The sequence below is a fragment of the Segniliparus rugosus ATCC BAA-974 genome (genome assembly GCF_000185725.2).
Lineage (GTDB): Bacteria > Actinomycetota > Actinomycetes > Mycobacteriales > Mycobacteriaceae > Segniliparus > Segniliparus rugosus.
Map to the genome: position 1 here is coordinate 1,467,565 of NZ_KI391954.1, position 23,068 is coordinate 1,490,632.

Below are 23,068 nucleotides of genomic sequence, written 5' to 3' on the forward strand. Positions count from 1 at the left end.
AGCGCGCGGGCGGTCCTAGCCAGCGGAGCTCCCGAACGTCTCCATGGCCTCCGCGAGCGCCTCGGGCGACACTTCGCGCACATGGTGGGCGATGGACCATTGGTGCCCGAACGGGTCCTTCACAACGCCGTACCGGTCGCCCCAGAACTGGTCCTCCAGCGGCATGGCGACCTCCGCGCCCGCCTCGACGGCGCGCGCGAACGCGGCGTCCGCGTCGGGGACGTAGAGGTGGATCGTCACCGGGCTGCCGCCGAGCGCGAGCGGGGTGCTCTGTTTGCCCTCGCAGAATTCGGGGAAGTCGTCGTTGAGGAAGATCCGCGCGCCGTTGATGGACACCGCCGCGTGCATGACCTTCCCGTCGGGCGTGGCCACGACGCCGAGGCTCTCCGCTCCGAACGCCTTCTCGTAGAACGAGATGGCGGCCTTCGAGTCGGACACGACCAAATGCGGGATCACCGCAGGTTCGGTGACAGGCTTTTCATCGGGCATGACGTGCTCCTTTGTTCGTCGTGGCCAGCAGTTCTGCCGGTCGTTCAGCAGCCTACAAGAGGTGGCTGACAAAATACCGCCCTTTTCGGACTCAGCTGCCCGGATACCGCAGCCGCCACCAGCGGGGGACTTCGTCCCCGGTGAAGTCGTTCCACGGGTTCTCGGTCAAATCGAACACGAAGTCCTCCGCGACTTGGCGCACCAGGTCGCGGTCCCGGAGCGCGTCGAGCCATTCGCAGGGCAGGACGCCCGCGCCGTTTTCGCCGAAGCCGTGCAGCGCGCCGATCAGGTTGCCGCAGATCGCGCCGGTGGAGTCGCTGTCCCCCGAATGATTCGCCGCCGCGAGGATCGCTTCCTTGGGATCGTCGAACGCTCCCGCGCACGCCACAGCGATCGCGAGCGCCTCGTCCCCGGTCCAACCGCCGCCGAGCTCTTTCTCGACGCTCTCCCTCGTGACCGTTCGGCTCGCCGCGAGGCTCACCGCGCGTCCGAGGAGCGCGGCGGTGTTCCCGGAGACGAGTTCGAGCGTCGTGCGCGCCGCGTCGAGGATCGGAGCGTCGTGCGTCAACAACGCGGTCATGCAGGCGAGGGCTCCTGCCGGACCCCAGCCGTCGGGATGGCCATGCGTGAGCGCCCCGATGGCGCAGCCCGCCCGGTATGTCTCGCGCAGTCGCTCCGGGTTGCGCGCGTACAGCCCCACCGGGGCCGCCCGCATCACCGCTCCGCAGCCCTTGGAGTTGTTGATCGGCTCTTCGACGGAGCCGAAAGCGCCTGAGGCGAGCGCGCTCAGGCAGGTCTTCCCCGGCCCCCGACGGACGTGCAGGCGGCGGTCGTGCGCCAGCCAGCCGTCCAAGGAGGAGGCCGGGCGCGTCAGCGTCTGCCCGGTTTGCGTCCACCACCAACGGAGGTACGCGTTGCGCACAGTCGCCGCGAGCGCTCCGGAGCCGAGGGGCCGTCCCCGCGTGCTGTGGCGGATCAGCCCCTCCACGGTGAACAGCGTCATCTGGGTGTCGTCGGTGAAGGGCGAGTCAGGGGCGAGCCCGACCACCCCCTTCGGGCCGAACCGCTCCTGGATCTGTGGCCAGCCCAGCAGCTCGACCTGCGCGCCGATCGCGTCCCCGACCGCCCCGTAGACGAGACAGCCCCTGACCCGGTCAGCGTAGGACGTCATGCCTCACGATGGTCTGGTCCTGCCGGGGGCCGACGCCGACGCAGGAGATCTGCGCGCCGGAGAGCTCTTCGAGGCGCTCCACGTACGCCCGCGCGTTCGCGGGCAGGTCGTCGAACTCCTTGATCTCGGAGATGTCCTCCCACCAGCCGGGCAGCTCCTCGTAGACCGGCTCGGCGACGGCGAACTCGCTCTGCGTGGTCGGCAGCTCGTCCACCCGCTTGCCGTTCACCGTGTAGCCGACCGCGACGGGGACTTTCTCCAGTCCGGTGAGCACGTCGAGCTTGGTGAGGAAGAAGTCGGTGACACCGTTGACCCTGGTCGCGTAGCGCGCGATCGCCGCGTCGAACCAGCCGCAGCGCCGGTCCCGCCCGGTCACCACGCCCTGCTCCCCGCCGGTCTTGCGCAGGAACTCGCCCATCTCGTCGTGCAGCTCGGTGGGGAAAGGCCCGGAGCCCACCCGCGTCGTGTACGCCTTGAGGATGCCGAACACCGTGCGGATCTTCGTCGGGCCGATGCCCGCGCCGGTCGCGGCGTAGCCCGCGGTCGGGTTCGAGGAGGTGACGTACGGGTAGGTCCCGTGGTCCACGTCGAGCAGCGTGCCTTGCGAGCCTTCGAGCAGCAGCCACTCGCCGCGCTCCAGCGCCTCGTTCAGCAGCAGCTTGGTGTTCGCGATCCGGTGCGCGAACTGCTCGGCCTGGCCCAGCAGCTCGTCCACCACCTGCTTGGGGTCAAGGCCCTTGCGGTTGTAGATCTTGGTGAGCACCTGGTTCTTGAAGGCGAGGGCGGCCTCGACCTTCTCGTAGAGGACCTTCTCGTCCAGCACGTCGGCGACTCGGACTCCGATCCGGGCGACTTTGTCCTGGTAGGCGGGGCCGATGCCCTTGCCCGTTGTGCCGATCTTGCGGGCTCCGAGGTAGCGCTCGGTGACTTTGTCGATCGCGACGTGGTAGGGCATGACCAGATGCGCGTCCGAGGAGACCACCAGGCGCGAGGTGTCGATGCCGCGCTCCTCCAGCCCGGCCAGCTCCGAGAGGAGGACGCCCGGCTCGACCACGACGCCGTTGCCGATCACGTTGCGCGTCCCAGAGTTCAAGATCCCCGACGGCAAAAGGCGCAGCGCGAACTTCTCGCCGTTGGGCAAGACCACGGTGTGCCCGGCGTTGCTGCCGCCTTGGTAGCGCACGACCCAGTTGATCCGGCCGCCGAGAAGGTCGGTGGCTTTCCCCTTGCCCTCGTCTCCCCACTGCGCCCCGATCAGAACAATCGCTGGCATGCAACACTCCTCATCTCACCGCGCCAGAGCATCAGGCGCCGAGGTCACAGTGTACCGTCCGCCGAGCCTGGCGCTACTGTTGGCACGATGTCCGCGCTCGTGCTCGCCCATGCGAGCCGCCAGCTCCCCGAGAGTTTGGCGGCACTGCCGCAGATCCACCGGCTGTCTTCCTTCGCGGACCGCAAAGCCTTGGACCAGGCGTTGCGGGGGGCGAAAACGGCGCGGCGCCTGATCGTGCTGCCCGCCGAGGGCTCGGGGGCCGACGCCGATCTGGCCGCCGTGCTGACGCGGCTGATGCGGCGCGAGCAGCTGGAGCTGCCCGTCGCGTATCTGCCGGCTGAACGCACGCCGTGCGCGAAGGCACACGCGCTCTCGCTCGACCCGGACCGGGCGCTGGCCGAAGCCGCGGTCCCCCGGCCGTTGCTCCGGGACGACGACGGCTTCGCCATCGTCGGCGAGGCGGCGATCACCGGCCCCGAGGGCGGCTCGTTCTACGGCGAGAGCATCGTGGACGACACGCAGCTGCGGTTCGGCGAGATCGGATCGGTCGTCGTGCGCGCCACCGGCTCGGCTCCGGGTTTGCGGGCCTGCGCGCGGCGCGGCGGCCGGCTCGGCGGCTTGGCCGAGGGGATCCTCCCGCCGAAATGGGTCGAGGGGCGGGCCGCGCAGACCGGCGCGGCGGCGATGCGCGTCGTCCGGGACGGCGTCGCGGCACCGCGCTCTCGGACCCGGATCACGTTTTTCCGGCACACCGAGGACTGGCTGCTCGTCCCCTAGCCCGCCGAGTCGGGAAAACCCGGAAGTCCGGTGTGCTAACGTCGAAGGCCGATCAGCCACGTCGATGTGCGCTCAGGGGGACACCGCGCTGAGTTCGAGTTGAGATGTATCACGAGAGGACTGTCTTGTATGGGGACGTATTCCAATTTCCGCAGGAGCGTTGTGGCGTGTCTGGCCGCGCTCGTCCCCGCAGGGGCGCTCGCGCTGCCCGCGACGGCCTCCGCTGAGGCCTCCGCCGCGGACTGCGCCGAGCTGAGCACCCTGTACTCCTCGTTCATCATCGTGGTCAAAGACGTGTTCGACCCGAAGGACGTCCAGGCGCTCGAGCACGGCGGGAGCTTCGACGACAAGAAAATGGACAGCACCATCGACAAGCGGCTCGACGAGGTCGATCCCATCACCGGGAAGCCCCGGATCGAGCTGTTCCTCGAGCATCTGCGCGACCTCGACGCGCTCGCGCACGACGCGGACGGCAAGCTCGAGGACCCCGAAGCCGCCGAGGCGGTCGAGAAGCTCGCAGACGGCCTCGACAACTATCTGGGCCTGATCGACCGGCTCAAGAGCGCGCACGGCGAAGCCGAGGACCAGGACGGCTCTGACACGGACTCGCCGGAGCCCGCCGACGCGGAGGGCTCGGACAAAGACGACTTCGGGGCCGAGGCCGCTTTGGCCAGTTTCAACAGCGGCATCGACGCGTTCACCGATTATCTGGACAAATCGGGCTGCGACAGGGCGTAGCGCGAAGTTCCCGGCTCCTTCCCGCAACCGGGCAGGGGCCGCAAGTTTGTTTCTTCCACCGCTCTTCTGCCGCGACAACCCCTGATCACGGGGTGATGCGCGCGCAGATTTCGAGCACGACAAGAGAGGATGATGTTCGATGGGGATTTTCTCCGATGTTCAAAGGACAGCCGCGCTGTGCCTGGCCGCGCTCGTCCCCGCAGGGGCGCTCGCGCTGCCCGCGACGGCCTCCGCTGAGGCCTCCGCCGCGGACTGCGCCGAGCTGAGCACCCTGTACTCCTCGTTCCAGCTCGCGATCAAGGACGTGATCGACCAGAAGGAAGTGGACAAGGCCGTCAAGAACGGCAAAGCCGACAAGGAGGCGTTCAGCGCCGGCGTCGCCCAGCGGCTCTTCGAGACCGACCCGGTCACGGGGAAGCTCCGCATGGACCTGTTCCTCGAGCATCTGCGCGACCTCGACGCGCTCGCGCACGACGCGGACGGCAAGCTCGAGGACCCCGAAGCCGCCGAGGCGGTCGAGAAGCTCGCAGACGGCCTCGACGGCTATCTGGCGCTCATCGACCAGCTGCGCGCCGAGGACGGCGAAGCGGCGGACGCGACCAACGACGCGGAGGAGAGCGGGAAAGCCGATCCCGAGGAAGCCTTCGACGACCTCGGGCCCGCGCTGAAGGGTTTCATGGGCGGCCTCGACGCCTTCATCGACTACCGGGACAAGGCCGACTGCGCCGCATAAGGTCGGCGCCGGGAGCGTTGCCCCCGTAAAATTCCGCTATGGCCCTCGTCCTGACTCCGGCTCGTCTCGTGATCGCCCTCGCCGCGTGCGCGGGCCCCGCGCTCGGGACGGCGACCGCGCACGCGGATCCACAAATCCCGACGGGAGCGATCTGCGACGCGGTCGCCCCGATCGTGGCGGACCCGCAGGAGGCTCAGGACGACGAAGACGGCCGGCCCGACCCGGCGCAAAGCCTCGTCAAAGCGCAGCAAGCCCAAGAGGTTCTCAACCGGATCCAGCAGAACGAGGGGTTGACGAGCGGAGCCTCGGGGGCGGCCATCAACGCGGTCATAAGCGCCGCCCAGACAGGCGACCTCGGCAACGTGGCGGCCGCAGCCTCCGGCCTTGCGAACAGTTTGCTCCCGCAGATGACCGACCAGAGCGGAAAAGAGGATCCCGACGCAGACGACGAGTCCGGCGATCGGGGCCGACCCCCGGCGGCGAGCCCTGTCCAGGGCAAACCGCTGGTAGACCCCGGCGTGCTCGACGCGGCGAGGGCGATGGTGCGCCAGGACTGCGAGCAGCTCAGGGCGGACCCGGAGCCGCCCGGCTCTTCCTCGGACGGCTCTTCCTCGGGCGACGCGAACTAGCGCCGCGCTAGCCCAGGCCCAGCTCGCTGGCCGCTCGGGGGTCGCTGTCCAAGAGCAGTTCGAGGCACCGTTGGTACTCCGGCTCTTCGCCGATCGCCTTCGCGGCTTTCGCGAGCGCCCCTACCGCGCGGAGAAAGCCCTGGTTCGGCTCGTGCTCCCACGGCACCGGCCCGAACCCGCGCCATCCGTTGCGACGCAGCTGGTCAAGGCCCCGGTGGTAACCGGTGCGGGCGTAGGCGTACGCGGTCACCGGCGCGTTCTGCTCGAGCGCGGCTTCCGCGAGGATCGCCCAGGCCAAGGAGAACTCCGGATGCCTCGCCGCCACATCGGAGCCGTCCTGGCCTTGCGCGAGCAAATCCTCGGCGGCTTCGTTGCCGGGGAGCAGGGTCGGCGCGGGGCCGAGAAGGTCACGTCCATAAGTCACATCGCTTATTCTGTCATCCATGAGCGAGGCTGGCCAAGGGGGCGGGACAGAACCGAGGCTCAAGAAGACCAAAACGCTCTGGGCGGCCAGCGCCGCGAGCGCGGCCGTCGCCCTCCTCGTCGTGTGCGGCTTCGCGCTGCACGTCCGGCCAGGGCCGCGCCACGCCGAGGCAAAGCGCACGGCGGACGCGCCCGTGCGCGACGCGGTCGCCGCTTATGTGGCCGCGCTCGCGGACGGCGACCTCCCGAAGCTGAGGGAGTTGACCTGCTCCGGCTACCACGACGGCTTTTTCAGCACGGTAGACCCCGAGCAGTACCGGCTGGCCCACCAGGACGAGACGGCGGCGGGCGACATCCTCCAGCTCGACAGCGTCGGCGCGGTGACGCTCACGCCGCCGACCGCGCAGGCGGAGGCCATCGCGCACTTCCAGTCCGACCCTCGGCCGAGACGCCTGCTGTTCTCGCTGCGCCAGTCGGGCGGGCGATGGCAGATCTGCGAACCGGAGGACCAGCACGCCCGATAGCGCCGCAGACCGCCGACCGAGCGTCAGCGGGCCGAGATGGACTTGCCGGTGGCGCCGAGGTCGGCGACGGCCTGGACGACGCGCTCGGTCATCGAGGCCTCGGCCTTCTTCAGGTAGCTGCGCGGGTCGTAGACCTTCTTGTTGCCGACCTCGCCGTCGATCTTGAGCACGCCGTCGTAGTTGGTGAACATGTGCCCGGCGAGCGGCCTGGTGAAGGCGTACTGCGTGTCGGTGTCCACGTTCATCTTGACGACCCCGTACTTGAGCGAGTCTTCGATCTCGGACTTCAGCGAGCCCGAGCCGCCGTGGAAGACGAAGTCGAACGGCTTGGAGCCCTCCGCCAGGCCGAGCTTGGCCGCTGCGACCCGCTGCCCCTCGGCGAGGACTTCGGGGCGCAGCTTCACGTTGCCGGGCTTGTAGACGCCGTGCACGTTGCCGAAGGTGGCGGCCAGCAGGTACTGGCCCTTGTCGCCCGCGCCGAGGACGCTGATGGTCTTCTCGAAGTCCTCGGAGCTTGTGTACAGCTTCTCGTTGATCTCGGCCTCGACGCCGTCCTCCTCGCCGCCGACGACGCCGATCTCGATCTCGAGAATGATCTTGGCTTTGACCGCCGAGGCGAGCAGCTCCTCGGCGATGGCGAGGTTCTCGTCGATGGGCACCGCCGAGCCGTCCCACATGTGGGACTGGAACAGCGGAGGCTTGCCCGCGTTCACGCGCTCCTGCGAGATGGCCAAGAGCGGGCGGACGTAGGTGTCGAGCTTGTCCTTGGGGCAGTGGTCGGTGTGCAGCGCGACGGTGACGTCGTACTTCGCGGCCACCACATGGGCGAATTCCGCGAGCGCGACAGCTCCGACCACCATGTCCTTCACGCCGAGGCCGGAGCCGAACTCCGCGCCGCCGGTGGAGAACTGGATGATCCCGTCGCTGCCCGCGTCGGCGAAGCCTTTGATCGCCGCGTTGATCGTCTCCGAAGAGGTGCAGTTAATGGCGGGGAAGGCGTAGCTGCCCTCTTTCGCCTTGCGAAGCATCTCGGCGTAAGCCTCAGGAGTGGCGATGGGCATGAAGCGCGATCCTCTCGTGGTCTGTCGTGGTCCTGACCAGTCCAGGCTACCCGCCCCGCCGGTCCTGCGCGCCTCGGGCCTCGCCACACCGACGCGCTGCCCGCGAGCGCATGTTGTTCAGAAATATCGGCTACCCTCTCGGTCGTGATCGCTCAGACTCTCGCCGAAGCCGCGCTGGCGCTGCCGCAAACGGCGAACCTCGCCCTTCCGAAGTACTTCGACCCGCAGTGGCTGCTCACCGAGTCGCAGTTCGCGAAGGCCGTGCTCCCCCTCATCGCCGTCATCGTCCTCATCGAGACCGGCTTGTTCTTCCCCTTCCTCCCCGGCGACTCCCTGCTCTTCACCGCGGGCCTGCTGGCCACGACGCAGGCCGAGCACGGCCGCTTCCCCGCGCTGTGGCAGGTGATGCTGGTGGCCACTGTGGCCGCGATCACCGGCGACAACCTCTCGTATTGGATCGGCAGACGGACCGGTCCCGCGCTCTTCAAAAACCCGGACTCGTTGCTCTTGAAGCCGAAGTACCTCGAAACGACCAGCGCGTTCTTCGCCAAGCACGGCAAGAAGACTCTGCTCATCGGCCATTTCGCGCCCGCGGTGCGCACCTTCATCCCGCCGTCGGCAGGGGCGAGCGGGATGCCGTACCGCCGGTTCCTTCCCTTCGACGTCGTCGGCGTCGTGCTCTGGACGGTCGGGCTGACCTGGCTCGGCTCCCTGCTCGGGCAGTTCGAGTTCATCAAGAACCACGTCGACCTGATCGTCATCCTCGTCATCGTGGTCACCATCGCGCCCGTCGCGGTCGGAGCCCTGCGCGCCCGCCTGTCCGGCTCCGTCGAAGCCGAGCCGGCCGAGACTCCGGAGGAGGCGCTGCACGCGATCGAGGAAGCGACCGCCAAGGACTAGCCGCGCACAGCGGACCGGCAGCAAGCCCGCAGGAACTTTCGGCTTCTTCTCAGCTTCGTCTTGGCTTGCCCTGACAGGCTGCAACACCATGGACACTGCGCTTGGCCTCCCTGGGCGGCTCTCGCCAAGGGAACGCCTCTGGCTCGGCCTCCTGCTGCTCGCCACGGCGGCGCTCTACTGCTGGAACATCTCGATCAACGGCTGGGCGAACCCGTTCTACGCCGCCGCGGTCCAGGCCGGCTCGCACGACTGGCGCGCGTGGTTCTTCGGCAGCCTCGACGCGCAGAACTTCATCACCGTGGACAAGCCGCCCGCCTCGCTGTGGCTCATGGGCCTCTCCTGCCGGGTCTTCGGCTTCTCCAGCGCCGCCATGCTCGTGCCCGAGGCGCTGCTCGCGGTCGCGACCGTCGCCGTGCTGTACTTCGCGGTGCGCCGGGCGGCAGGCCACGGGGCGGGGATGGCCGCCGGGGCGATTTTCGCGCTCACCCCTGCGACGGCGGTGATCTTCCGCTACAACAACCCGGACGCCCTCATGGTGTTCTCCATGGCCCTCGGCGGATATTTCCTCGTCCGCGCGCTCACCGCCGAGCGCGGGAAGGCCGCGACGTGGTGGCTCGCCGCGTGCGGCGGCGCGCTCGGCTTCGCCTTCCTCGCCAAAATGCTCGAAGGGCTCATCGTCCTGCCCGCCTTCGGGCTCGCGTACCTTGTGGCGGGGCGCGGCTCGGTGAAAGCGCGGCTCGGCGCGCTGCTCGCAGGAGCCGGGGCGGTCGTGGCCTCCTCGGGCTGGTGGGTGCTCGCCGTCACGCTCACCCCGTCGTCCGCCAGGCCCTATGTAGGCGGGTCCACCGACGACAGCGTCATGGACCTCGTCCTCGGCTACAACGGGTTGCAGCGAGTGCTCGGCGGGGACAAACACCACCGGTGGCTCCCGCAGGGCCCGAACGGCGAAGCAGAACAGCGCGTCGGCGCGCTCATGAGCCGAGAGCCGGGCCTCGGGCGGCTGTTCACCGGCGACATCGCCGCCCAGATCGACTGGCTGCTGCCGACCGCGCTGCTCGCTCTGGTCCTCGGCGCGTGGCTCCGGGCCCGCGAGCCCCGAACCGACCTGGTCCGCGCCTCGCACATCCTGTGGGGCGGCTGGCTGCTCACCGGATTCTTCCTCTTCTCCTTCATGAACCACGGCATGCACACCTACTACGTGGTGGCGATGGCCCCTGCTCTCGCCGCGACCATCGCCACGACGCTCTGGCAGCTCTGGGGCGCTCGGGACCGCTGGGCCGGCCGGACCGGGCTCGCCATGTTGACGCTGAGCGCGGGGACCACCGCCTTCCTGCTCTTGCGCCGCTCCCCCGACTGGTACCCGGCGCTGCGCTGGGCGGTCCTTCTCGGCTCGGTCCTCGCCGCCGCGCTGCTGCTCCCGCGCCGCGCCGCCGCGTCGCCGAGGTGGGGATCAATCGCGGCGGGACTCGCGCTGCTCGTGTCGCTCACCGGCACGGCCTCCTACGCCCTCGCCACCGTCGCGAGCCCCAAAACCGGAGGGAGCCCTTCGGCCGGCCCGAACGTCGGCGGCCAAAACGCCCTGCCCCGGCGGACGATATCCGCCTCCCCCGAACTGGTCGCGCTGTTGCAGCGCGCCGGAGCGCAGAGCGCCCGGCTCAAGTGGGCCGCAGCCGTCGAGCGCTCCTCGAACGCGGCGAACCTGATGCTGGCCTCGGGCGCGCCGGTGATCGCGATCGGCGGCTTCACCGGCTCCGACCCGACCCCCGACCTCGGCGAGTTTATCGCCATGGCCGCATCGGGCGAGGTCCGCTACTTCCTCAACCGGATTCCGGGCAAGGACGACACGAATGGCCCGCCGCAGCAGACGGGCGAATGCGGCGCCGCGAATCCCGGCGGCCCCGCGCGATGCGCCCAGGGCAAGGACACCGCCGGCCCGCAGATCGAGGCGTGGGTCAAAGCCCATACGCCCGCCCCCGCCGTATTCGGCGATGTCGAGGTCTACGACCTCGCGAAGCTCGCCGAATGACTCATTGCCAACGTTGCGCCAAGTCCGCGTGCTGGCGCACCCACGCGTGCATGGCGATCCCGGCGGCCACGCCGACGTTGATGCTGCGCGTCGAGCCGAACTGCGCGATGGCCAGCGCGCTCTGCGCCGTCCCGCGCAGCTCGGGCGAGAGGCCGGTCCCCTCCTGGCCGAAGAGCAGCGCGCACCGCCGGGGCAGCGCGAACGTCTCCATCGGCTCCGCGCCAGGGGTGTTGTCCACGGCGATCACGGCGAGGCCGCGCCCGGCGGCGTAGTCCGCGAACGCTTGCGCCGTCGCGTGGTGGTGGACGTGCTGATAGCGGTCGGTGACCATCGCGCCGCGCCGGTTCCAGCGCCTGCGCCCGACGATATGCACCGCTTCGGCGAGAAAGGCGTTCGCGGTGCGGACTATGGTGCCGATGTTCGCGTCGTGGGCGAGGTTCTCGATCACGACGTGGAACGGGTGCCGTCTTCGGTCGAGGTCGGCGACCACGGCGTCGCGGCGCCAATACCGGTACGCGTCGACCACGTTGCGCCGGTCGCCGCCCGAGAGCAGCTCGGGGTCGTACTTGGGGTCGGCCGGCCACGGTCCTTCCCACGGGCCGACTCCGACCTCGGCGGCTCCCCATTCGGTGGGTCCGGCTCCGTCCTCGCTGGGACCGCTCACAGCCCGACGTCGGCGAGGCCGAGCAGCGCGCGGTACGGCACGCCCTCCGCCTCGATCACCTTGTCCGCGCCTGTCGCCCGGTCCACCACCGTCGCGACGCCGACCACCTCGGCTCCCGCCTCGCGCAGCGCGCGGATCGCGGTGAGCGGCGAATTGCCCGTGGTGGTGGTGTCCTCGACGACGAGGACCCGCCTGCCTTCCACGGACGGCCCTTCGACCCTGCGCCGCATCCCGTGGGACTTCTGCTCCTTGCGGACCACGAACGCGTCGAGCGGGCGGCCAGACGCGTGCAGCATGGACGTGGCGACCGGGTCCGCCCCAAGCGTCAAGCCGCCGACCGCGGCGAAATCCCAGTCCGCAGTGCGCTCGCGCAGCAGCTGGCCGATCAACGGCGCGCCCCGGTGGTGCAGCGTGACCCTGCGCAAGTCCACGTAGTACTGCGCGGTCGCGCCGGAGGACAAGACGACTTCGCCGTGCACGACCGCGAGGTCGCGCACCAGCGCTGCGAGTTCTGCGAGCGCAGCGGGGCTATGTGCGGCCACGGCCGGACCTCGAAGCCGCGCGGCGCACCAACGGCCTGGGCAGGAACGTGGCGAACGCGACCAACGCGCGATAGCGCAAGCTCGCGACGCTCACGAGCTTGCCGGCGGCCAAATCGGCCAGGCTTTGCTCCACCACCTCGTCCGGGGTGAGCCAGGCCTTCTCCGGGGTGGCGCTCATGTCGATCCCCGCGCGCTGGTGGAACTCGGTGCGCACGAAACCGGGGCAGCAGGCCTGCACCACGACGCCCGTCCCCGCGAGGCCAGCCGCGAGCCCTTCGGTGAGCGTGATGACGAAAGACTTCGCGGCGGAATAGGTGGAGCCCCGGCCCGGCATGAACCCGGCGACGCTCGCGACGTTGATCACCGCGCCCTTGCCCGCCTCGACCATGGGGGCGAGCGCGGCCCTCGCGAACTCCGTCACCGCGACGACGTTGACATTGACTTGGTCCACAAGCTCCTGCTGCGGCACCTTCCAGAACTCCTGGGAGCTGGAAAGGCCCGCGTTGTTGACCAAAAGGTCCACGCCTCGCCCGAGCCTGGCGGAGACCGCCTTGCGGCTCGCGGGGTCGGCGAGGTCGGCGGCGAGCACTTCGCTCCTCGTTCCGTGCGCCGTCTCAAGCTCCTGCGCGAGCTGCGCGAGGGCCGCCTCGTTGCGCGCGACGAGCACGAGGTCGTAGCCTCGGGCGGCGAGGCGCTTCGCGAACGCCTTGCCGATCCCCGCAGTCGGTCCGGTGACCAGCGCGACCGGCCGCGTCATGCCTGGCCAGCCCAACGCGGCAACTGCCCTTGCGGGGCCCCTGGGTCGAATCCCTGCCGGTCGACCGGCTCAGGGTCGAGCTCAGGGGGCAGCACGCGGAGCAAATCCGCCAGCTCGCGGACGACGACGGCCGCGCTGTCGAGGTCGGAGTCCGGGATGTCGAGGGGCAGCTCGGCCAGCACCCACGGGCCCTCGTTCCACAGCACCCGGACGAACTGCGGCAGCCGCGCGATGAAGCCCTCCAGCCTGGGGTCCCACAGGAACCTCTGCCCCGCCCCGACGTCGCTGGCGTGCACCTCGTACCCGCCAAGCTCGCCCACCCGCGTCACATCGGCGAGGACCGGCGGGCCCGCCCAGCCCGCGCGCAGCTCGATCCGCACCGAGGAAGGGTGCTCGGTGTGCAGCGCCGCGATCGCCACCAGGTCGTCCACGTCGAAGAATTCGAGGATGCCGATGTCGGTCTCCGCCCGCACGATCGCGCGGGCTGCTTTCGCCTGCCGCGCGGCGAACACCCCGCGCCGCCACCGGTGCACCAGCGCCGAATCGCTCGACTCGTACTGGAAGTTCCGCTCGCTCGCCCATTGCTGGCGCTTCTGGCGCTCCGCTTTCACGAGCCGGTCGAAGAAGCCCTTGCGCCGCCCCGAAGTCTCCGCCGGAGCCTCTTCCACATGCGCGTTCTCGATGTACACCGGGCCGTTGTAGACAGGTCCGTTGTACACCGGGGCGTTGTAGTTGTGCACGTGCGACTCGTAATGGATCGTGCTCGCGCCCGCCGAGGGAAGCTCGGCTGGCAGCTGCGGCAGAGCCGGGGCGGCGGGCTGCTGCTGGACCGGAGCGGGCGCGACGGCAGGCTGCGGGGACTGCGCCTCGACCGGCAGCGGCGGCGGGGGCTGCTGCTCGGCCGGAGCAGGGACGGCGGGCTGCTGCTGGACCGGAGCGGGCGCGACGGCAGGCTGCGGCGGGGCCTCGGCCGCAGCGACCTGCGCGGGCCTCGGCGGCTCCTGCCGCTCGCGGGCGGGCTCGCCCCAGGCCGAAGCGCGGGCGGGGCTCACATGGACCTTCCCCGCCCCCGCTGCGACTTTCTCCGAGTTCTGCGAACCCTGCGCCGCGCTCGGATAGATCCGCTTGTCCAAAACGACCAAGCCGACACCGAGGAGCGCCGTCACCACGGCGAGGCTGAACCACAACAACGTCACGCTGTGCGAGCGTAGCAGAACAACCCTCGCGGACGTGCGCGCTCATCCCGCGCGGTCCCGATCCCGGATCCCCCTCAGACGCGTCCGCGCCGCCCGTGCGGCGAACTTCTTCGCCGCACGGGCGGCGCGGGCAGTCTTCAGCGAGTCCCGATCACCAGTTTGTCCGGGTCTTCCCCGACGTCCACAGTCACCTCGTCGCCGTCGCGGACCGAGCCCGCGAGGAGCAGTTTGGCGAGCTCGTCGCCGATGGCGTGCTGGATGAGCCTGCGCAGCGGCCTGGCCCCGTAGACCGGATCGAAGCCCCGGCTCGCCAGCCAGTGCTTGGCCTTGTCGGTCACTTCGAGCGACAGCCTGCGCTGGCCGAGCCGCTGCTGCAGCTGGCGCAGCTGGATGTCCACGATCCCGACCAGCTCCTCCGGGTTGAGCCCGTCGAAGATGACGATGTCGTCGAGCCGGTTGATGAACTCCGGTTTGAACGCCATCCGCACCGCCAGCATCGTCTCCTCCTCGGAGCCGCCCGCGCCGAGGTTGGACGTGAGGATGAGGATGGTGTTGCGGAAGTCCACCGTGCGGCCTTGGCCGTCGGTGAGCCTGCCCTCGTCGAGCACTTGCAGCAGCACGTCGAACACATCCGGGTGCGCCTTCTCGACCTCGTCGAACAGGACGATGGAGTAAGGCCGCCTGCGCACCGCCTCGGTGAGCTGGCCGCCCTGGTCGTACCCCACGTAGCCGGGGGGCGCGCCCATCAGCCGCGCCACGGAATGCTTCTCCGCGTACTCGCTCATGTCGATACGGATGATGGCCCGCTCGTCGTCGAACAGGAACTCGGCCAGCGCCTTGGCCAGCTCGGTCTTGCCGACCCCGGTGGGGCCGAGGAAGAGGAAGCTGCCGGTGGGCCGGTTCGGGTCCGCGACCCCGGCCCTGGCCCGGCGCACCGCGTCGGACACCGCCCGGATCGCCTTCTTCTGGCTCACCACGCGCTTGCCGAGCTCTTCTTCCATGCGCAAGAGCTTCGCGGTCTCGCCCTCCATCATCCGGCCGGCGGGGACGCCGGTCCACGCGGAGACCACTTCGGCGATGTCGTCCGGGCCGACCTCTTCTTTGAGCATCACCTGCTGGTCGCCGCCCGAAGCCTCGGTGAGCCGCGCCAGCTCGCGCTCGGCCTCGGGGATCCTGCCGTACCGCAGCTCGGCGGCCTTGCCGAGGTCGCCGTCGCGCTCGGCCCGGTCCGCCTCGCCGCGCAGCGCCTCCAGCTGCTCTTTCACATCCCGGACCGAGTCGATGGCCTGCTTCTCGCGCTGCCACCGGGCGGTGAGCTCGGCGAGGCGCTCGCGCTGGTCGGCCAGCTCGCCCCGGAGCTTGGCGAGGCGGGCGATGGAGGCTTCGTCCGTCTCCTTCGCGAGCGCGACCTCCTCGACCTCCAGCCTGCGCACGACGCGCTCGACCTCGTCCACCTCGACCGGGCGGGAGTCGATCTCCATCCGCAAGCGGGAAGCCGCCTCGTCCACCAGGTCGATGGCCTTGTCCGGCAGGAACCGCGAGGTGATGTAGCGGTCCGAGAGCGTGGCCGCTGCGACCAGGGCGGAGTCGGTGATCCGCACGCCGTGGTGCACCTCGTAGCGCTCCTTGAGGCCCCGCAGGATGCCGACGGTGTCCTCCACCGAAGGCTCCCCGACCAGCACCTGCTGGAACCTGCGCTCGAGCGCGGCGTCTTTCTCGATGTACTGGCGGTACTCGTCGAGCGTCGTGGCTCCGACCAAGCGCAGCTCGCCCCTGGCGAGCAGCGGTTTGATCATGTTGCCCGCGTCCATGGCGGATTCGCCGGTCGCTCCCGCGCCGACGATGGTGTGCAGCTCGTCCACGAACGTGATGACCTGGCCCTCGGAAGCCTTGATCTCTTCGAGCACGGCCTTAAGGCGCTCCTCGAACTCGCCCCGGTATTTCGCCCCGGCGACCATCGAGCCGAGGTCGAGCGAGACGAGCGTCTTGCCGCGCAGGCTCTCGGGCACGTCGCCCGCGACGATGCGCTGGGCGAGGCCCTCGACGATGGCCGTCTTGCCCACGCCCGGCTCGCCGATGAGCACGGGGTTGTTCTTGGTCCGCCGCGAGAGCACCTGGACCACCCTGCGGATCTCCGTGTCCCGCCCGATGACGGGGTCGAGCTTGCCCGCCCGCGCCAGCGCGGTGAGGTCGGTCGAATACTTCTCCAGCGCCTGGTAGGAGCCTTCCGGGTCCTCGGTGGTGATCCTGGCGCTGCCGCGCACCGCGGTGAAAGCCTCGCGCAGCGCCGCGGGAGTCGCCCCGTGCTCGGCGAGCAGCCTCGCCGCCGGGGAGTCCCCCGTGGCGAGCCCGACGATCAAATGCTCGGTGGAGACGTACTCGTCGCGCAGCTCGGCGGCGAGCTTCGAGGCCGTCTCAAGCGCAGAGGCGAGCTCTCTGGAGAGCCTGGGCGCGGACGCGCCGCCCTGCACGGTCGGCAAAGCCGCGACTGCTGCGCGCACGGCGGCGGTCACCGCCTTCGGATCGGCCCCGCTCGCCTGCAGCAGCGGAACCGCGATGCCGTCGGACTGCTCCAACAGCGCGAGGAGCAGGTCCTCGGGGCGAACTTCGGGCCTGCCCGCGGCAGTCACCGCCTGCAGCGCGGAAGAGATCGCCGCTTGCGCCCTCGTGGTCGGTTGAAAGTCCATGTGTTCTGTACTCCTCCTCGGGCTGACGATCCGCAGCGCGGGCGTCAGATTGCAATCGTAGTGCGCAGGGATCCGCGCATCCTCGGTTTGGTCAACACCACAATAGTTGAGTCTATTCCGCTCAAGTCTACACTGGTCTCGACCCAACCAGGAACAAAAGGCAAGGAGCGCCGTGGCGAGCGAAGACACTGCGGCGGACGGCGGCGAGGGCGCGGCGGCCCGACTGCTCGCCGCCTTGCGGGACGATCCGGCCACGTTCGTGCGCAGCTTCCACCTGGAGCTCTTCGGGGCCGCCCCCGAGCTGGCCGCGCGGTTCCCGCCCGGCCTCGGCGAGCACCGGGGCGGTTTCGTCCGCATGGCCGAACACATTCTTGAGACGTTCGCGGAAGGTGCCGACCCGCCCCGCCTCATCGATCTGCTCGGGCAGCTCGGCAGAGACCACCGCAAACACCGGCTGGACGAGCGGGACTACCGGCTCGCCCAGGCGGCGTTCGCCAAAGCCCTCGTCGCGACCGCCAGGGGCAGCGGGGACGGCGCGTTCGCCGCGCGCGCGGCCGCGCTGGTCTGCCAGGTGATGGAGCAAGAGGCGGGCCGCGACCAGACCCCCGAAACCTGGGAGGCGGAAGTCGTCGAACGCATCGACCACCCCGGCCCCACCGTCGTCGTCCGCCTCGTCGCGGAAGCCGCCGCGCGCCCCGCCCCGTTCGCCGTCAGCCAGTATCTCGCCACGCAAATCCCGCAGTGCCCTGGGCACTGGCGGTATTTCTCCCCCGCCGCTCCGCCGAACCAGAACGGCGAGCTGGAGTTCCACATCCGGGCCGTCCCCGGCGGCGCGGTGAGCGGCTCCGTCCTCAAGCACGCCCGGCCCGGCGACCGCTGGCGCTTCGGGGCCAGCTACGGCAGCCTCGGGGCTGGGGCGGCCGACGTCCCCGCCGACCAGGCGGTCCTCATGGTCGCGGGCGACACCGGGCTCGCCCCGTTGCGCTCGATCGTCCTCGCGCTCGCCCTGCGGAGCGCGAATCCCCGGATCACCCTGCTCGTCGGGGCGCGCAAACGCTCCGAGCTGTACGACTTGCCGAACCTGCGCGACCTCGCCCGAAGCAACGTCTGGTTCAACGTGGTGCCGGTGCTCGACCCCTGGCCATGGGCGGCGCTCGCCCGGACCGCCGCCGAATACGCCGCGCGCTCCGAGCTCATCCTGCTCAGCGGCCCGCCGACAATGATCGCAACGAGCCTCGACGCGTTCCGATCCTCGGGCGTGCCCCTCGACAAGGTCCGGCACGACCCCATTGCGTGAGGTGAATCACATATCGGTAACGAGCATTTCGGAACACTTGCTGTGATCTAGATCATGTATTACAACAGATGCAGGAGCTCGAAAGGCAAAGCCGGATCCGGAAGAGAAGGAGCCGACCCCCGGAACGAGCGTCCTGCGTGAAGAGCCAGCACCCACGCGGAGCACGCCGCGACAAGGGCAAAAGCGCCGTGGGCCTGCGGAACTCGAGGATAGGACAGCCGGAAGCCCCTGGGTTAGGGGCGGACGGCGACCCGGAGGGACGCCCCGGGAAAGTCAGATCGGCACGAGCCAACCGCCGAGGCCTAACCCCATGGCCGACACGAAGCACGCTTGGTCACTGGCCGCTTCACGCTACGGGCGGTGGACACGCAGCCCGGCCGACGGACGAGCTAACGTCTCGCTCCTGCTGCCGATGCCATGTCCACCGCCCGAACACCGGGCGGCCTCTGGGCGAGTTCCAGCAGCTCCGGGCGGTGGACCGACCAGCACTGTCACCGCCCGAACACCGGGCGGCCTCTGGGCGAATTCCAGTGGCTCCGGGCGGTGGACCGACCAGCACTGTCACCGCCCGAACACCGGGCGACGGGCACCCAGCACCGCCGCCGCATAGACCAACAACCGCGCAGACTTGGACGGGCGATACAAGGAGACGGGGAACGGGGCGGAGGGCTAACTTCATGCGCTCAGACGCGTAATATTTTTCTATGCAGGAACATCCTTCCGAACGGGCGGACCTCATTCCAGAAGGTCTCGACGGTGATCGCAGGCGCGAAGTCGCGCGCAACGCGATGCGGGCGATTCTCGACGTCGCGACCCACGCGGTCATCTCCAAGCTGCCCCACGACCGAGTCCCGCCTCTCCCGTGGGACTTCCAAAGCATGCTCGACCTCAGCTTCGCCTCGGGCGAAGAGCACACGAGCCGTTTCGCGGTCGCCCTGCTCGCGGAGCAGAAGGCGATACAGATGGTCGAAGCCCTGCCCCTGTCGTTGCGCGCGGACGTCCTCGCAGTGCAAATGGAAGACGAGATCCAACGTGACGAGGAGCGCAACGCGCGCGCGGCGGACGAGCGGGCGGCTCGGTCGCGGGCGCTCAATGCGGAACGGCTAGAGAGGGAGCAACGCTATGCGGAGGTCGTCGCCAAGCGCGCCGACTTCCCCGCTCGTTTCGCCGCTTTCCAGGCGGTCTACCGCCAGGCGCGGCGAGTGTAACGCTTCGTTTGCCAATCTCCACAAATGTTTCCCGTGCGGCGTGGCTTTCTGTCAAACTGCTCGAAATCTGGCCTTTCGCGGTGGGGTCACTCCGGACCGAACAGGGCGGTCTCGGGCATGCGGCGGCCAGCCGCCACCGTGTTTCCCGACTGCACGAGCACAGGCCCGGACGCGGAGCCTGCGGCAGCCGGGTTGTTGTCAAAACAGTTGACTTCCCGCATGATAAAGGGATGACCCAACCCTCGGAGCTTCCGTTCGGCTACTTCCTGACTCGGGCGATGCTGACGACGCGCGCCCGGACCGGAGCCAAACTCCGCCCGCTCGGGCTCACCATGCCGCAGTACATCTGCATGCAAATTTTGCGCCACAACCCTGGCATGTCCAACGCCCAGCTCGCGCGGGAGTCGTTCGTGACCCGACAGGCGATGAACGCCGTGCTGCACGATCTTGAGAAAGCGGAATTGGTCGCCCGTCCGGCGACGGCTGTCTCCGGGCGGATCCTGCCCGCCCGGCTCACCGAGCGAGGGGAAGCGCTCCTCGACGAAGCGCTGCCGCAGGTCTGGGCGGCGGAGGACGAGGTGCTCGCCGCGCTCACCCAAGAAGAGCGCCACGAGCTCAAACGGCTGCTCTCCATCGCCATCGACCCGGCCGACTCGCCCTGCGTCTCGCCAGCGGAATAGACAAAACCGGCGCGGCCGTCAGTACCTGCCCTCGATCCGCGCCACAGTGATCGCGGTCAGGCATTCCATCAGGCAGTTCATGTCTTTATTGGACATCGCCCCGGCCGGTTGGTTGCGCTCGTGGCTGGTCACCGACACGACGAGGAGCAGGCCGCCGACCCTGGTGTAGGACTCGAAGGAGCGGTCGCGGACGCTCTGCCACTGCGAAGTGCGCGAATCGAGGAACCGGGCCGACTTTGTGCGGGTGTAGCCGAGCGAGGGGCACGGCCCCGTGCCGCGCAAGGGGATCTCGCGCACCCGCACGCCAGGGTCCTCCAAGTGCGCGGCGAGCGCGGAGCGCACCTGCCAGGCACGCTCGGCCACCACGTCCTCGCCGGGCAGCTCCTGGTAGAGCACCGCTACCGCGTTCTCCGCGACGAACGATCCGTCGCACGGGCGCGGATGGCTCCTCTGGAACCACGCCTCGCCCAAGAAAAGACTATGGTCAGGCAGACCGGTCGGACACCATCGCTCGGTGAGGTTGAACTCAAGGCCGTAGGCGACCGCAGCGGGGCTGTCGCCCGCGTAGCGCGCAGACGCGCACACCGGCGGCTCCGCATCGATCCAACATCCTGGAAGATCCTTTTCCACGGGCAAGAACGGGCTCGTGCGCATCGGCGCTTTGTGGAAACCCTTCTCCTCGCTCCACGTCTCGACCAGGACGCTCGCCGTATCGGCGCGACTGGCCGACCCGGCGAGGCTCTCGCCCAGTCCCGAAAGCTCCGCCCGGATCTGCGCCCATGGTTCCGTCATCGATTCCGCCTCCTGCAAGTTCCGCACCGCCTTCGGCACAAGCTCCGCGACCGGCTCGCCGATCTCCGACACCTCCGCCAACACCCCGCGCGCTTGCTCACACCGCTGGGCCGACACGTCGTCTTGTCCGGGCGAAAGCAACGAGGCGAGCAGCCGACGGACAGCAACGCTCTCGCGAACACGCTTCCCCTCCTGCGGAATTACTTCGAGCCGTTGCCCAACGAGGCGATCAGCCGGTCCACCCGCTCGTCAACGGCCTTGAACGGATCCTTGCACAGCACGGTGCGCTGCGCCTGGTCGTTGAGCTTGAGATGCACCCAGTCCACGGTGAAGTCCCGGCCCGCCTCGGTCGCGGCGGTGATGAACTCGCCCCGCAGCCGCGCGCGCGTGGTCTGCGGGGCGACCTCTTTCGCCGTCTCGACCTCGTCGTCGTCCACGACCGTCGACACCAGCCCGCGTTTGCGCAAGATGTCGAACACGCCTCGCCCGCGCTTGATGTCGTGATAGGCGAGGTCGAGCTGGGCGATCTTCGGATGGGTGAGGTCGAAGCCGTGCTTCTCCTCGTAGCGCTGGAAAAGCTTGCGCTTGATGATCCAATCAATCTCGGTGTCCACCTTGGCGAAGTCCTGCGACTCCACCGCGTCGAGCACTCGGCCCCACAGGTCGACGACGGAGGAGAGCTCGCTGGACGACTCGGTCGAGTTCAAGTACTCCACGGCCTTGTTGTGGTATTCGCGTTGGATCTCCAGCGCGGACGCGTGCCTGCCGCCGACCAGACGCACCTGCCGCATCCCCGTGGTGTCGTGGCTGACTTCGCGGATCGCCCGGATCGGGTTGTCGAGCGCGTAGTCGCGGAACGCGACGCCCGCCTCGATCATCTCCAGGATGAGAGCGGTGGAGCCGACTTTGAGCAGGGTCGTCGGCTCGGCCATGTTCGAGTCGCCGACGATGACGTGCAGGCGCCGATACAGCTCCGCGTCGGCGTGCGGCTCGTCGCGGGTGTTGATGATCGGGCGCGACCGGGTGGTCGCGGAAGACACGCCCTCCCAGATGTGCTCGGCGCGCTGCGAGAGGCAGTAGCGCGCCTCCTTCGGGGTGGAGAGCACCTTGCCCGCGCCGCAGATGAGCTGCCTGGTCACCAGGAACGGCAACAGCACGTCGGAAACTCGGGAGAACTCCCCGGCGCGCACGACGAGGTAGTTCTCGTGGCAGCCGTACGAGTTGCCGGTGGAGTCGGTGTTGTTCTTGAACAGGTACACGTCCCCGCCGATGCCCTCCTCCGCGAGCGAGGCCTCCGCTTCGAGCAAAAGCCCCTCGAGGATCCGCTCTCCCGACCGGTCGTGCGCGACGAGCTGGCGCAGGCTGTCGCATTCGGCGGTCGCGTACTCGGGGTGCGAGCCCACGTCGAGATACAGCCGGGAGCCGTTGGGCAGGAACACGTTCGAGCTGCGGCCCCAGCACACCACTTTGCGGAACAGGTAGCGGGCCACCTCGTCCGGGCTGAGGCGTCGGTGGCCCTTGAACATGCAGGTGACCCCGTACTCGGTTTCGATGCCCATGATCCGGCGGCGCATTGTCTTAGTTTACCTACATTCTTTGTCCGAGAGCCGGGCTCTCCCCTATTGCTCCGCGTCCGGTTGCTCCGGCTCCGCCGGTTGCGGGTCGGCAGGACGCGGCAGCAGCTCGGCCAACGCCGCTTGGCCCAGCCTGCGGAACGCGCGCCTGGGCCGGGCCCGTTCGAGGACGGCGACCTCGAGGTCCGATGCTTCGAGCTCGCGCGGCTCAGGAGCTTTGCCGTTCCCGGTCGGCGCGGGCTGGCGCAGCGCGTCCACCGCGAAGCCCAGCGCCTCGCGCAGACCGGCCTCGGGCGCGTAGCTCTCCTTCATCGCGGTGGAGATCGCGTCCGCGGTGCCGCCCATCACGATGAACTCGCGCTCGTCGGTGATCGAGCCGTCGTAGCTGATCCGGTAGAGCTGGGAGCGTCCGGCGGAGTCGGGCAGCCCGACCTCGGCCACGGCCAGCTCCACTTCGAACGGCTTGGGCTGCTCGGTGAAGGCGCCCGCGAGCGCCTGGGCGTAGGCGTTCGCGAGGGAGCGGCCCGTCACGTCGCGGCGGTCGTACTGGTAGCCCTGGGTGTCCGCGAGACGGATGCCCGCGCGGCGCAGCTGCTCGAACTCGCTGTACTTGCCGACCGCGGCGAAGCCGATCCGGTCGTAGAGCTCGGAGATCTTGCGCAGCGTGGAGGAAGGGTTCTCCGCCACGAGCAGGACGCCGCCCGCGTACGTGAGCACGATGACCGACCGGCCCCTGCCGATGCCTTTGCGGGCAAGCTCTGCGCGGTCCCGCATGATCTGCTCTGCGGGGGCATAAAACGGGAACGTCACTTCTCAATCCTCCCGCAGTTCCGAAAGCTGCGCTGTGTCTCCGTGCCGACGGGCGCGGGGGCGTAAAACGGGAACGTCACTTCTCAATCCTCCCGCAGTTCCGAAAGCTGCGCTGTG

General features: G+C 69.3%; 23 protein-coding genes. 10 read left to right on the forward strand and 13 right to left on the reverse strand.

Translation table 11 applies throughout. The annotated features are described in order from the left end of the window. Positions 1–15: 15 nt before the first annotated feature. The 3 genes from HMPREF9336_RS16755 to HMPREF9336_RS16765 form a co-directional block, all read right to left on the reverse strand. On the reverse strand, positions 16–489 hold the full coding sequence (locus HMPREF9336_RS16755) for a VOC family protein (protein ID WP_007468984.1): 474 nt from the start codon (positions 487–489) through the stop codon (positions 16–18). A 91-nt stretch (positions 490–580) separates the two neighbouring features. After that, positions 581–1,660 carry an ADP-ribosylglycohydrolase family protein gene (locus HMPREF9336_RS16760; RefSeq protein ID WP_007468985.1) on the reverse strand — a complete coding sequence of 360 codons (1,080 nt, stop codon included), beginning with the start codon at positions 1,658–1,660 and terminating at the stop codon, positions 581–583. Then, positions 1,644–2,933, reverse strand: coding sequence for an adenylosuccinate synthase (locus tag HMPREF9336_RS16765; protein ID WP_007468986.1), 1,290 nt, complete (start codon positions 2,931–2,933; stop codon positions 1,644–1,646). Before HMPREF9336_RS16765 ends, HMPREF9336_RS16760 begins: the two co-directional genes overlap by 17 nt. Before the next feature lie 87 nt (positions 2,934–3,020). Between HMPREF9336_RS16765 and HMPREF9336_RS16770 the strand changes: the two genes are divergently transcribed. From HMPREF9336_RS16770 to HMPREF9336_RS16785, 4 genes are all read left to right on the forward strand, one after another. Further along, the gene (locus HMPREF9336_RS16770) at positions 3,021–3,710 is read left to right on the forward strand and encodes a hypothetical protein (protein ID WP_021030912.1); all 690 of its coding nucleotides are present in this window, start codon (positions 3,021–3,023) and stop codon (positions 3,708–3,710) included. Positions 3,711–3,839: 129 nt separating this feature from the next. Further along, entirely contained in the window at positions 3,840–4,448 is a 609-nt protein-coding gene (locus tag HMPREF9336_RS16775) for a hypothetical protein (RefSeq protein WP_007468988.1), read from the forward strand. Between the two features lie 139 nt (positions 4,449–4,587). After that, on the forward strand, positions 4,588–5,181 hold the full coding sequence (locus tag HMPREF9336_RS16780) for a hypothetical protein (RefSeq protein WP_007468989.1): 594 nt from the start codon (positions 4,588–4,590) through the stop codon (positions 5,179–5,181). A gap of 38 nt (positions 5,182–5,219) precedes the next feature. Further along, positions 5,220–5,810, forward strand: a complete 591-nt coding sequence (locus HMPREF9336_RS16785; RefSeq protein WP_007468990.1) for a hypothetical protein — start codon at positions 5,220–5,222, stop codon at positions 5,808–5,810. 7 nt (positions 5,811–5,817) lie between these two features. Here the strand turns inward: HMPREF9336_RS16785 and HMPREF9336_RS16790 are convergent, their stop codons facing one another. Continuing rightward, complete coding sequence (locus HMPREF9336_RS16790) at positions 5,818–6,234, reverse strand: DUF3151 domain-containing protein (protein WP_021030913.1); 417 nt, start codon at positions 6,232–6,234, stop codon at positions 5,818–5,820. Positions 6,235–6,253: 19 nt separating this feature from the next. Here HMPREF9336_RS16790 and HMPREF9336_RS16795 point away from each other — a divergent pair, with 19 nt between their 5' ends. Continuing rightward, a complete protein-coding gene (locus HMPREF9336_RS16795; RefSeq protein ID WP_007468992.1) occupies positions 6,254–6,757 on the forward strand; it encodes an Rv0361 family membrane protein in 504 nt (167 codons plus the stop codon). Positions 6,758–6,780: 23 nt separating this feature from the next. Here HMPREF9336_RS16795 and fbaA read toward each other — a convergent pair whose 3' ends face one another. After that, positions 6,781–7,818: a class II fructose-bisphosphate aldolase gene (gene fbaA / locus HMPREF9336_RS16800; RefSeq protein ID WP_007468993.1), complete on the reverse strand. Its 1,038-nt coding sequence runs from the start codon at positions 7,816–7,818 to the stop codon at positions 6,781–6,783. A gap of 144 nt (positions 7,819–7,962) precedes the next feature. Here fbaA and HMPREF9336_RS16805 point away from each other — a divergent pair, with 144 nt between their 5' ends. Further along, positions 7,963–8,718 carry a DedA family protein gene (locus HMPREF9336_RS16805; RefSeq protein ID WP_007468994.1) on the forward strand — a complete coding sequence of 252 codons (756 nt, stop codon included), beginning with the start codon at positions 7,963–7,965 and terminating at the stop codon, positions 8,716–8,718. 88 nt (positions 8,719–8,806) lie between these two features. Further along, positions 8,807–10,744, forward strand: a complete 1,938-nt coding sequence (locus HMPREF9336_RS16810) for an ArnT family glycosyltransferase (RefSeq protein ID WP_007468995.1) — start codon at positions 8,807–8,809, stop codon at positions 10,742–10,744. A 1-nt stretch (position 10,745) separates the two neighbouring features. Here the strand turns inward: HMPREF9336_RS16810 and HMPREF9336_RS16815 are convergent, their stop codons facing one another. From HMPREF9336_RS16815 to clpB, 5 genes are all read right to left on the reverse strand, one after another. Continuing rightward, complete coding sequence (locus HMPREF9336_RS16815; protein ID WP_007468996.1) at positions 10,746–11,408, reverse strand: TrmH family RNA methyltransferase; 663 nt, start codon at positions 11,406–11,408, stop codon at positions 10,746–10,748. Further along, positions 11,405–11,950: an orotate phosphoribosyltransferase gene (gene pyrE / locus HMPREF9336_RS16820; protein WP_007468997.1), complete on the reverse strand. Its 546-nt coding sequence runs from the start codon at positions 11,948–11,950 to the stop codon at positions 11,405–11,407. The genes HMPREF9336_RS16815 and pyrE overlap by 4 nt, the downstream gene beginning before the upstream one ends. Continuing rightward, complete coding sequence (locus tag HMPREF9336_RS16825) at positions 11,937–12,707, reverse strand: SDR family NAD(P)-dependent oxidoreductase (RefSeq protein WP_007468998.1); 771 nt, start codon at positions 12,705–12,707, stop codon at positions 11,937–11,939. Before HMPREF9336_RS16825 ends, pyrE begins: the two co-directional genes overlap by 14 nt. Further along, a complete protein-coding gene (locus HMPREF9336_RS16830) occupies positions 12,704–13,903 on the reverse strand; it encodes a type III secretion system chaperone family protein (protein ID WP_021030914.1) in 1,200 nt (399 codons plus the stop codon). Before HMPREF9336_RS16830 ends, HMPREF9336_RS16825 begins: the two co-directional genes overlap by 4 nt. Before the next feature lie 137 nt (positions 13,904–14,040). Then, on the reverse strand, positions 14,041–16,590 hold the full coding sequence (clpB, locus tag HMPREF9336_RS16835; protein WP_007469000.1) for an ATP-dependent chaperone ClpB: 2,550 nt from the start codon (positions 16,588–16,590) through the stop codon (positions 14,041–14,043). A gap of 172 nt (positions 16,591–16,762) precedes the next feature. Between clpB and HMPREF9336_RS16840 the strand changes: the two genes are divergently transcribed. The 3 genes from HMPREF9336_RS16840 to HMPREF9336_RS16850 all read left to right on the forward strand — a co-directional run bounded on the left by HMPREF9336_RS16840 (position 16,763) and on the right by HMPREF9336_RS16850 (position 19,775). Continuing rightward, positions 16,763–17,887, forward strand: a complete 1,125-nt coding sequence (locus HMPREF9336_RS16840) for an FAD-binding oxidoreductase (RefSeq protein ID WP_007469001.1) — start codon at positions 16,763–16,765, stop codon at positions 17,885–17,887. 704 nt (positions 17,888–18,591) lie between these two features. Continuing rightward, complete coding sequence (locus HMPREF9336_RS16845; protein WP_007469002.1) at positions 18,592–19,095, forward strand: hypothetical protein; 504 nt, start codon at positions 18,592–18,594, stop codon at positions 19,093–19,095. 230 nt (positions 19,096–19,325) lie between these two features. Then, on the forward strand, positions 19,326–19,775 hold the full coding sequence (locus HMPREF9336_RS16850; protein WP_007469003.1) for a MarR family winged helix-turn-helix transcriptional regulator: 450 nt from the start codon (positions 19,326–19,328) through the stop codon (positions 19,773–19,775). Positions 19,776–19,793: 18 nt separating this feature from the next. On the opposite strand, the gene HMPREF9336_RS16855 is transcribed toward HMPREF9336_RS16850, so the two are convergent. From HMPREF9336_RS16855 to prcA, 3 genes are all read right to left on the reverse strand, one after another. Continuing rightward, the gene (locus HMPREF9336_RS16855; protein ID WP_040585717.1) at positions 19,794–20,651 is read right to left on the reverse strand and encodes a hypothetical protein; all 858 of its coding nucleotides are present in this window, start codon (positions 20,649–20,651) and stop codon (positions 19,794–19,796) included. Positions 20,652–20,767: 116 nt separating this feature from the next. After that, on the reverse strand, positions 20,768–22,141 hold the full coding sequence (gene pafA, locus HMPREF9336_RS16860; RefSeq protein WP_007469005.1) for a Pup--protein ligase: 1,374 nt from the start codon (positions 22,139–22,141) through the stop codon (positions 20,768–20,770). Between the two features lie 45 nt (positions 22,142–22,186). Further along, a complete protein-coding gene (gene prcA / locus HMPREF9336_RS16865) occupies positions 22,187–22,951 on the reverse strand; it encodes a proteasome subunit alpha (RefSeq protein ID WP_007469006.1) in 765 nt (254 codons plus the stop codon). Positions 22,952–23,068: the final 117 nt, after the last annotated feature.